The sequence below is a fragment of the Pollutimonas rozaliensis genome (assembly GCF_048751585.1).
GTDB lineage: Bacteria > Pseudomonadota > Gammaproteobacteria > Burkholderiales > Burkholderiaceae_B.
Window position 1 is genome coordinate 1 of the sequence record NZ_JAZHOB010000015.1, and the last position, 9,368, is coordinate 9,368.

Annotated in this window: 11 protein-coding genes; 6 read left to right on the top strand and 5 right to left on the bottom strand. The window is 56.3% G+C overall.

Features of this window, described 5'->3' with window-relative positions:
• Window positions 1-164 precede the first annotated feature (164 nt).
• Window positions 165-470: a helix-turn-helix domain-containing protein gene (locus V0R37_RS21660; protein ID WP_420376503.1), complete on the top strand. Its 306-nt coding sequence runs from the start codon at window positions 165-167 to the stop codon at window positions 468-470.
• Between the two features lie 346 nt (window positions 471-816).
• Here V0R37_RS21660 and V0R37_RS21665 read toward each other — a convergent pair whose 3' ends face one another.
• From V0R37_RS21665 to V0R37_RS21685, 5 genes are all read right to left on the bottom strand, one after another.
• On the bottom strand, window positions 817-1,806 hold the full coding sequence (locus tag V0R37_RS21665) for a zinc-dependent alcohol dehydrogenase family protein (protein WP_420376498.1): 990 nt from the start codon (window positions 1,804-1,806) through the stop codon (window positions 817-819).
• A gap of 212 nt (window positions 1,807-2,018) precedes the next feature.
• A complete protein-coding gene (locus V0R37_RS21670; RefSeq protein WP_176305007.1) occupies window positions 2,019-2,324 on the bottom strand; it encodes an ArsR/SmtB family transcription factor in 306 nt (101 codons plus the stop codon).
• A gap of 133 nt (window positions 2,325-2,457) precedes the next feature.
• On the bottom strand, window positions 2,458-3,444 hold the full coding sequence (locus tag V0R37_RS21675) for an LLM class oxidoreductase (RefSeq protein WP_420376499.1): 987 nt from the start codon (window positions 3,442-3,444) through the stop codon (window positions 2,458-2,460).
• A gap of 65 nt (window positions 3,445-3,509) precedes the next feature.
• Window positions 3,510-4,634, bottom strand: a complete 1,125-nt coding sequence (locus V0R37_RS21680; protein ID WP_420376500.1) for an alkene reductase — start codon at window positions 4,632-4,634, stop codon at window positions 3,510-3,512.
• 422 nt (window positions 4,635-5,056) lie between these two features.
• Window positions 5,057-6,016 carry a LysR family transcriptional regulator gene (locus V0R37_RS21685; protein ID WP_489685813.1) on the bottom strand — a complete coding sequence of 320 codons (960 nt, stop codon included), beginning with the start codon at window positions 6,014-6,016 and terminating at the stop codon, window positions 5,057-5,059.
• A gap of 107 nt (window positions 6,017-6,123) precedes the next feature.
• Here V0R37_RS21685 and V0R37_RS21690 point away from each other — a divergent pair, with 107 nt between their 5' ends.
• From V0R37_RS21690 to V0R37_RS21710, 5 genes are all read left to right on the top strand, one after another.
• Window positions 6,124-6,867, top strand: a complete 744-nt coding sequence (locus V0R37_RS21690; protein ID WP_420376501.1) for an SDR family oxidoreductase — start codon at window positions 6,124-6,126, stop codon at window positions 6,865-6,867.
• Between the two features lie 120 nt (window positions 6,868-6,987).
• Entirely contained in the window at window positions 6,988-7,152 is a 165-nt protein-coding gene (locus V0R37_RS21695; RefSeq protein ID WP_052157371.1) for a metal-sensing transcriptional repressor, read from the top strand.
• Between the two features lie 59 nt (window positions 7,153-7,211).
• Window positions 7,212-8,321 (top strand): S-(hydroxymethyl)glutathione dehydrogenase/class III alcohol dehydrogenase, encoded by a 1,110-nt coding sequence (locus V0R37_RS21700; protein WP_420376502.1) that lies wholly within the window; start codon window positions 7,212-7,214, stop codon window positions 8,319-8,321.
• A 43-nt stretch (window positions 8,322-8,364) separates the two neighbouring features.
• Window positions 8,365-8,763, top strand: coding sequence for a VOC family protein (locus V0R37_RS21705; protein WP_012218027.1), 399 nt, complete (start codon window positions 8,365-8,367; stop codon window positions 8,761-8,763).
• 185 nt (window positions 8,764-8,948) lie between these two features.
• Window positions 8,949-9,326 (top strand): DUF3422 family protein, encoded by a 378-nt coding sequence (locus tag V0R37_RS21710; RefSeq protein WP_489685814.1) that lies wholly within the window; start codon window positions 8,949-8,951, stop codon window positions 9,324-9,326.
• Window positions 9,327-9,368 lie beyond the last annotated feature (42 nt).

The following is a 9,368-nucleotide window of genomic DNA, read 5'->3' on the forward strand; positions in this document are numbered from 1 at the left end:
TGTTCAAACCATGAAAACCAACTCAAGCTGGCGGCTTGAATACATGTTACATGCGACAACTAGCTTGACAATTACCGCTGGTGGCACGCTATCTGCTGGTCGAGGCACGCAGTTCGCAAGCCGAGTTCGTGATTCCCGACCACCTTGCGCATGCCGACCCAATAGTGGAGCGCTTCGAGAGCTGGGCCAGACGTCGGCTCGCGCAGGGGTTCTCGCTGGCGGAGGCGGCCAGCGCCGCGGGCACAAGCGAGCGCACCTTGGCGCGGCGGCTGCAAAGCGTTTTGGGCAAGACACCACTGTCGTATTTCCAGGACCTGCGCGTGGAGCATGCCGTCCATCTCTTGCGCACCGGAAACGCCAGCGTCGACCAGGTCGCCACACAGGTCGGGTATTCGGATGGGGCGACCCTGCGGGCCCTGCTGCGCCGCAAGCTGGGCCGGGGTGTCAGAGAGTTGCGACGCGGCGGATGACCAGAGGCGTTTGGTATATGTACGGCTGGAGACCGCCGCGAAACTGACGCAGGCCAAACGGCGCATTTGGACAAACTGACAAAACTACTGCCCGCCACGGCGCGCAAGCTCCAGTTTGACCCTGGACAAAGTTTTGCTGGCAATGCCGTAGTTGAGCAAATCAATGATTGAGCAACGCTGTGCCCTGACGATGCGGCGGCTCACCGTCCCCGCGCTAGCTGACAGAGCAATTCTGCCGACAGCATGGGGGAGCAGCTACTTTTTCAACAGAGTCGGCCAATAGCGGTCATCAGGGCTGGCTTGAGTCGGGGCCGAAGGATTACGCTCTCAGCCCCATAATTGCTGGTCAGACAGTTACCACGATCTTGCCGATCTGCTGATTGGCTTCAAGGAAACGATGGGCATCCTGGATGTCGCTAAGTGCGAATGTCTTTGCGATGATCGGGCGCAACGCGCCGGACTTCAACCCTTGCAGAATAAAAGCCTTCGCTCTCTCCAGGGCTTCAGGGTCGGCCACAATCTCTGCGTAGAGATAACCCTTCAAAGTCAGGCTTTTGCCCAGCACGGTAAACAGTGGAAATGGTGTCGGTTCAGAGCTGAGTGCGCCGTACACCAGCAAAATTCCGCCCCGCGCCATGCTCTGCGTGAGAGGTTCGAAGGACGGCCCGCCTACAGGATCAAATACAACGCGAGCGCCTTGACCGGCAGTTATCGTCATAACACGCTCGACGATATCCTCTTCATCGCTGACGATGACATGCGCAGCGCCTGCATCAAGCAGGGCTTGCTTCTTCGCGTGAGTTCGAGTGATCGCAATCGATGTGGCGCCGACCATTCGAGCTATTTGGAAGGCGGCCAAGCCAACACTGCTTGACGCGGCGGTAACGATGACAAAATCGCCCTGCCGTAGCTTCGCCTGTTCAATCAATGCTCCCCAGGCGGTGACGTACTGCATCCAAGACGCCGCAGCCTCTTCAAAGGACAAGTTCTCAGGGCTCTTTACCACCAGGTGGGCTGGTACATTGGCCAACTCGCCGTAGGTGCCCCAGCGAGCAATATCCAAAGGTGGGATCAGAGCGACCGAGTCACCAATAGTGATCTCGGTTACGTCGCTCCCAACTGCCGTTACGATGCCTGCGGCCTCGTAGCCTAAGCGGCTGGGGAACTCCGCTTCTTGTAGGTATGCGTGATTGCGGAACATCACTTCGGCTCGGTTCAAGCCAATAGCTTTAACACTAATCTGCACCTCGTTTGCTGCTGGTGCCGATACTTCCAGATCTTCCAGCTTCAGAACGCTGGCGTCACCGTATTCATGAATTCTGACAATGCGTGTCATATAGATACCTCGTTTATCAATGGGCCTCGACGTACATCCGGAAGGTATCCGGGCACTCGAAGGCTAACAAAAATTTAGTCATTGGTCGGCGCTAAATAATGGCCTACGATGGCGTATTACTCGGTGGCTGTCAAACCATGAAGACCTGGAGCCATGGCGCATCCTCCTGATGAGGGCTCAAGAATGCACCATGACTTCCTGGCCCTGCATACCTAGATTCTTTCTTGCAGCGCCTTTAAGAAGGCGTCGATATTCTCATCGTGGCGTTTGTAGTAGGTCCAGGGGCCGATCCGCTGCGATGTCACCAATTGCGCGCGCTGTAGAGCTGCGAGATAAAGCGATGTTGTTGACTGAGAGAGGCCCGTGCGCTCTTGGATGATACTAACGCACACGCCTACCGTTTCTGGGTCGACCTCCTGCCCGGGAAAGGCTGTCCTGGGCTCCTTGAGCCAATTAAGGATAGTAAAGCGCATCGGGTTCGCCAATGCTTTCAGGGCTTCGTTGACGTCAATAGTCATTAATTTTTATACCTATTCTTCCGATATCTGGATATCTTCCTGATTCACGCGTCAAATTGCAAGGCTTCGCCATGATCTCCCCGCCTGCCCTTCGCAGTGATGGGCAGGCTTGGACTGAAATCCTAGTGTCCTGTCAGGTAGGACTATCGGGCACCTGCGCGCCGCCGAATTTAGGGACGATATGCTTGCCAAGCTCCTCGATAACCTCTGCTGCGGGACGTTTACCATACTTGAGGTTCAGGATGACGTGATCTACACCGATTTCCTGAAGTATATCCAGCAAGGACAGAAGGTGGTTACGTCCCAGTCGGAATCCTAGATGGATAGGCGAGGGCGGCGTGGATGGGTGTTCGTCCAGGTCGATATACAGCGATTGCAAGAACGGCTTGTAGATAGTGCCACATTGTTTAACCGTTTCCTGTCGCCAATCTTCCACGATGAGTCGCTGTATTTTTGGCGGACGTGGATAGTTGATCCATCCATGGCTTTCACGCGCGATCCAATCGAGCGACTGGCGGCTATGTCCGGTTACGAATAGCGGTATTTCCCGAGTCGTAGGTTTGGGAACGAGATCGGCCCCCAGTAACTCGCCGTGACTCCAGCGAATGGGCTCGAAGTGTGTTCGATGGGCTTGGCGTATCACATTGAGGTTTTCTTGAAAGGTCTCGCCACGCTTTTCTGGATCAACGCTGAATGCGGGAAACTCCACGGGACGATCGCCAGAGGCTACACCCAGGAGCAAACGACCTCCGCTCAACTGATCAATGCTCGCTGCGGCCTTTGCCGTGTGCAAGGGATTACGCAAAGTAAGGGCGATGGAGGCGGTGCCTAGTGCGATTTTTGTTGTATGGGCTGCGATGTAGCCCAGATACACCCAAGGATCGAAAACCTGGCCGACATCACCGAAGCTTGGGTCCCTGAGCGGGACGTCGCGAAACCAGAGTGCCGAAAAACCTAGTGCCTCTGCACGTTTGGCCAGCGCGACCTGATCTAGCATGCGCGGTGTGTCACCCTGGAAAGCCTCCAGGGGAAAGAACAGCCCAAGGCTTAGATGACCCTGTCTGAAGGTCTGTTTGAATCCCCTATGCTCTTGGTAGGGAATCGTACTCGGTTGGTACATGCTTAACTTCCTCGGTCAGCAAACGCTGTGCCACGCCCTGAGTTATGGGGCGTGGCTCTGAGCGCTTAGGGTTTGTAAGTCGGGTAGTCGGTGTAGCCCTTATCGGTACCGCCGTACATGCTGCTTGGATCAAGTGGGTTAAGCGGCCAGTTGTTGGCGATACGCGCGGGCAGGTCGGGGTTCGCAATGAAGGGGCGACCAAAAGCGATCAGGTCGGCCCAGCCAGCTTTTATCACGCGATTTGCTCGTTCAGCGGTGTATTTGCCGGCATAGATAATCTTGCCGCTGAAAGTCTTACGAACAGCTTCCCGGAACGTCTCAGGCAGCTCGGGTGCGTTGTCCCAATCGGCTTCGGCGAGCGACAGGTAGGCAATGCCCGCTTCCTCGAGGATCTTCACTGCCTCGATGTAGGTTTGGTGAGGATCTTCTTCGACCAGGCCAAGGTAAACGCGGTCTTCGTCTGTGGTCGCGAACAGCGGAGCGAAGCGAACGCCAACGCGCTCCTTGCCGACCACACCAGCAACGGCGAGCGTGATTTCGCGCAGGAAACGAAGACGATTCTGCAGCGAACCGCCATATTCATCATCACGCTGGTTGGTATGGGCCGAAATGAACTGGTTTACCAGGTACCCGTTCGCGCAGTGAAGCTCCACCCCGTCAAAACCTGCTTCCAGAGCATTTCGGGCTGCTTGGGCGTAGAGCTCAACCAGTTCCTTTACCTCCTCGGTGGACAGGGCTCGTGGGGTCGATGGGTCGGCCAGTGTGCCCGTGCCGGGGCCAGTTTCGATGAACACTTTGACGTTGTCCGCGCGGATGGCTGATGGCGCGACGGGCGCTTCACCACCGGGTTGCAGCGATGTGTGCGACACGCGGCCCACATGCCAAAGTTGAGCAAAGATCACCCCCCCTTCGGCGTGAACAGCGTCGGTGACCTTACGCCAGCCTTGTATCTGTTCCGAGCTATGAATGCCGGGTGTCCAGGCATAACCCTGTCCTCGGGGTTCGATCTGTGTGCCCTCGGTCACCATGAAGCCAGCACCGCTGCGCTGACGGTAATATGTGGCCATTAGGTCGTTCGCAATATTGCCGGGTTGGGAGCTGCGCGAACGCGTCAGTGGCGGCAGAACGATACGGTTCTTGAGGGTGTATGGGCCCAGCTGAGTGGTTTTAAAAAGTTCTGAGTGTGTCATTTCATTTATCTGCATATCTAAAATATTCGATTCTGTAAGTCAAAAAAACATGGATCAACGAGCTCTGAAGAGCCCGAGCGGTGCTTCGTTGAGGCTGACGTCGATGTTCTTCTTTTGCCTGTAGGCTTCCAATATTGAGTTGTGCGTTTCCCGTCCTAGGTCAGATTTCTTATCGCCACCAAAGGGGGCATGGGCAGAGATCTCATGGGTAGGTATCACTGGAATCTTTCATGGGGGTACCTCCTAAGGTTTCTCGCACGGGTTATGGGTTAATATTATTTGCAATATCTGAATATGTCAATATGCTAATATGTCGCTATCATTTTCCGGCACGTATGCATATTTCCACGCCCTTGCAGCTCACTTCTGGATCAGCTGTGCCCGCGCCGTGCTTCGCACCAGGGTTGTCTATGAGTCTCTGGCTATTTCCCCAGGCCCTGGGGAAATAGCTTGGGGTTTGAGAAAGCCTGCTTAAGGTGGTCGTACACCAATCGCACCCGCTTCGATACAGGACCCTGCTGTGGGCGGTATATGAACAGATCCCATGGCGCTGGAGCGAGATCAGCCAAAACAGCAACCAGCTTTCCTGACCGCAGATGAGGCTCAGCCAGATAGGCAGGAATTTGGCCAAAACACATGCCTGCCAGGGTGGCTTCTAATTCCGTATCTGGATCATCACAGATAAGAGCTGGCTGCCTGGGCGTGAACGTTTGCCCGTCGGCAAATAGCCAAGGCCAAGGGCGGCCATTTTTCCGGTCGATCAGGACTGAAAGTGGCAGCTTAGCTAAGGCATCCAAAGATTCAGGTGATGTCTTTTGGCTTATGAGAGACGGGGACGCGACAACGTAAAACGGCACGGGAGCTAAGGCACGTGCAACGTAGCGCCGGTCGCGAATAACCCCCACCCTGATACCAATATCGATATGCGACTCAACAGCATCAGTCATCTGATCTTCCAAGCGGAGATCGAATTGCAGGCCAGGATGTGCAGCGGCCAGGGGCTGAAGAAACGGTATTAGGAAGCGCCTGCCAATAGCATGTGGAGCCGTAACCCCCACCCTACCTGACAGCTCAGGCTCCGTCCTGTGCGAACGGAATAGCGTATCGAAATGATCCAGAGCTGACCTGGCATCTTTGGCGTAATCCTGACCAAAAGCAGTGATGCTCACCTGGCGGGTATTGCGGTGGAACAGTGATTCGCCAAGCTCAGTTTCCAGGGCTTGAATGGCTCGAGTCACCCCTTGTGGGGAGATGCCTAATCGAGTTGCCGCTTCACGGAAGCTACCCGCCTCTGCTGCTGTGCAAAAAATCCTAACCATCTCCATGCGGTTAAGCATGTAGCCCCTCCCATTTATTCCATTTTCAGGAATAGCATAATCCAATTATTTTCATTTATTGAGATCAATTATGGGTCTAAAGTATGCGCACTGCCAGGCTAACCAGCCATGGCGAAGCCCCGAAGTACAACCCCCCCGATGAGGTTCTCAGCATGAGCAATAATATTTCTGCAAAAGTTGTCGTTATCACCGGTGCCAGCAGCGGCCTGGGTGAGGCTACTGCACGCCACCTTGCTGCGCTTGGCGCTCGCGTAGTGCTGGCTGCACGTCGCAAAGATAAACTCGACGCATTGGTGGCTGAGCTGACCAATGCAGGTGGTCAGGCAATCGCGTATCAGACCGATGTCACCTCTCAGGAAGAGGTCAAAACACTCATTCAAGGTGCCGTGGACACCTACGGTCGCATTGATGTACTGATCAACAATGCCGGACTGATGGCGATTGCACCGCTCAGCGATACTCGCACTGACGAGTGGGATCGCATGATCGATATCAACATCAAGGGTCTGCTGTACGGAGTCGCGGCTGCATTGCCAGTATTCCAGAAACAAAACAGTGGTCACTTCATCAACATCGCATCGGTTGCAGGCCTGAAGGTGTTCAGCCCGGGTGGCACCGTGTACAGCGGCACCAAGTTTGCTGTGCGGGCTATCTCCGAAGGACTGCGTCACGAAGTCGGTGGCAGCATCCGCACCACGACTATCGAACCGGGCGCCGTGGATTCCGAACTGAAATTCGGCAGCACCCACCAACAGAGCCGCGATTTCGTGGTGGACTTCTACAAGCATGCAATTCCCGCCGAATCCGTCGCGCGAGCTATCGCCTTCGCAATTGAGCAGCCTGCTGACGTGGATATTAACGAGATCGTTCTGCGCCCAACCGTGCAGGAATTCTAATGAGTTGAGGGCCTGTCTCTTCGGCGTCAGGCCCCGCTTATCTGGAGTGAAAAGCGGTGAGTGCCACATGGCCCGGAAGAAAAGAAGCAAGCGCTCGATGCAGGTGCTGAATGCCCTGCAATTCTTCAGCAGCTTGCGGCTGTTCGTGGAGCTGTCAACGGATTGATGGCAACGGTTCTGGAGAGCTATCTAAGGGAAGAGTTTCCCAGTAGCGAAATCAGGAGCGATTCGCAGAACAAGTCCATTGACGAGACCATCTCCATCGTCCGCTCCTACCTGCGGTAGAGGCGCCAGGGTACCCTCGGTGAGGGAAAATTTAGTTAGCTAGTAAAGGAAGCGACATCATGAAATCACGTGCAGCAGTTGCCTTCGGGCCTGGAAAGCCACTGAAAATCGTCGAGATCGACGTCGAGCCGCCGCGCAAGGGCGAGGTGCTTGTCAGGATCACGAATACCGGCGTTTGCCATACCGACGCCTTCACCCTGTCGGGCGAGGACCCGGAAGGCGTGTTCCCGGCTGTGCTGGGCCATGAGGGCGCCGGCATCGTGGTCGAGGTCGGCGAGGGCGTGACCTCGGTCAAGCCGGGTGACCACGTGATCCCGCTGTACACCGCCGAGTGCGGTGAGTGCCTGTTCTGCAAGAGCGGCAAGACCAACCTGTGCGTGGCGGTGCGCGCCACCCAGGGCAAGGGCGTGATGCCCGATGGCACCACCCGCTTCAGCTACAACGGCCAGCCGATCTACCACTACATGGGCTGCTCGACCTTCAGCGAATACACGGTGGTGGCCGAAGTCTCGCTGGCCAAGATCAACCCGGACGCCAATCCCGAGCATGTCTGCCTGCTGGGTTGCGGTGTGACCACCGGCATCGGCGCTGTTCACAACACGGCCAAGGTTCAGCCGGGTGACTCTGTGGCCATCTTCGGCCTCGGCGGCATCGGGCTCGCTGCGATTCAGGGGGCACGCCAGGCCAAGGCAGGTCGCATCATCGCCATCGACACCAATCCAGCGAAGTTCGAGCTGGCTCGTACCTTCGGCGCGACCGAATGCCTAAACCCGAAGGACTTCGACAAGCCGATTCACGAGGTTCTCATCGAGATGACCGGTTGGGGTGTCGATCACACCTTCGAGTGCATCGGCAACGTCAACGTGATGCGCTCGGCACTGGAAGCAGCACATCGTGGCTGGGGCCAGTCGATCGTCATCGGCGTGGCTGGTGCAGGCAAGGAAATTTCGACGCGCCCGTTCCAGTTGATCACCGGTCGCACCTGGAAGGGCTCGGCTTTCGGCGGGGTCAAGGGCCGCACTCAACTTCCCGGCATGGTGGAGGACGCAATGAAAGGCGAGATCGATCTCGCCCCGTTCGTCACCCACACCATGGGCCTCGACGACATCAACAAGGCCTTCGACCTGATGCATGAAGGCAAGTCGATTCGCACGGTGATCCACTACTGACCGCCCACTACCCATTCAACACCAACCACCAAGGAAATTAATCATGTCCACTCCTGTCATTTCTGGCGATGGCATCTTTTCGCACATCTTTATCGGCGCTGCCGACCTTCAGAAGTCGGTCGCGTTCTACGACGCCGCTCTGGGTGCTCTTGGCATCAAGAACCTCGGTCCTTTCAACAACGGATGGGTACTTTTCGGTCGCGAAAAGCCGGCTTTCATCATCGCCCGCCCGGGCAATGGTGAAGCGCCTTCCAGCAACGGTGTGACGATCGGCTTTGCGGCCGCCACTCCCGCTGAAGTGGATGCCTTCCACGCCGCCGGCCTTGCCGCAGGCGGCATTGACGAGGGCCAGCCTGGCGCACGTGGTCACCTGCCGGGTGCCTATGCGGCCTACCTGCGTGATCCGGCGGGCAACAAGGTCTGCTCGTACACCTTCGTCTGAAAGCAAGGAAGCTGAGAGCGTTCTGACAGGGTCAGCACAAGCCTCTATTATACGGTGAGCCTGTTAGACGGACTGTGTAACGCGGTGCCTGCTCATGAAGATCGGCCCGCAGCCATGTGCGAAACACATGGCTGCGGGCATTTTTTTTGAAGCGTGCTTTTCAACCAATGAGAAATGAGGTAGTTATGAAAGAGCCGGCCAATATCAATACGACGACCGTACAACCCACCCCAACCGCCACCGTGTACGGCATGCCGGCTTATGCCGATCGTGCTGCAGCCGTGGGTGAAGTGCATGCGCGCCCGCATCTGTTGCTTGAGGCCCCCCGCGGTATATTGCAGCTCGCTTTCATGACCGAAGGTGACCAGACCGGGGATCAGATGGCGATGAGCGAGTTGTCTCATCGCTTCGGCGTTGCCGAGCCCGACCACGCTACGCCGCTCCACGGCATGACATGGGATGAGGGAGACCTTCACTGTGAAAAGCACACCGAGTTCTCTACGTATCTCTGGTGCGCTTCGCTGGATTCCCCCAGTGTCAGCATAGTTGTCGCATTCTTTTGAAAGCGATTTTTATCGATGAGCCCCTACAGCCTTGCCATCAGA

Bases quoted from the DNA above. Each gene is read 5' to 3' on its own strand.
- V0R37_RS21665 (WP_420376498.1), bottom strand. From the start codon at position 1,806: ATGACACGCATTGTCAGAATTCATGAATACGGTGACGCCAGCGTTCTG.
- V0R37_RS21670 (WP_176305007.1), bottom strand. From the start codon at position 2,324: ATGACTATTGACGTCAACGAAGCCCTGAAAGCATTGGCGAACCCGATG.
- V0R37_RS21675 (WP_420376499.1), bottom strand. From the start codon at position 3,444: ATGTACCAACCGAGTACGATTCCCTACCAAGAGCATAGGGGATTCAAA.
- V0R37_RS21680 (WP_420376500.1), bottom strand. From the start codon at position 4,634: ATGACACACTCAGAACTTTTTAAAACCACTCAGCTGGGCCCATACACC.
- V0R37_RS21690 (WP_420376501.1), top strand. From the start codon at position 6,124: ATGAGCAATAATATTTCTGCAAAAGTTGTCGTTATCACCGGTGCCAGC.
- V0R37_RS21700 (WP_420376502.1), top strand. From the start codon at position 7,212: ATGAAATCACGTGCAGCAGTTGCCTTCGGGCCTGGAAAGCCACTGAAA.
- V0R37_RS21705 (WP_012218027.1), top strand. From the start codon at position 8,365: ATGTCCACTCCTGTCATTTCTGGCGATGGCATCTTTTCGCACATCTTT.
- V0R37_RS21710 (WP_489685814.1), top strand. From the start codon at position 8,949: ATGAAAGAGCCGGCCAATATCAATACGACGACCGTACAACCCACCCCA.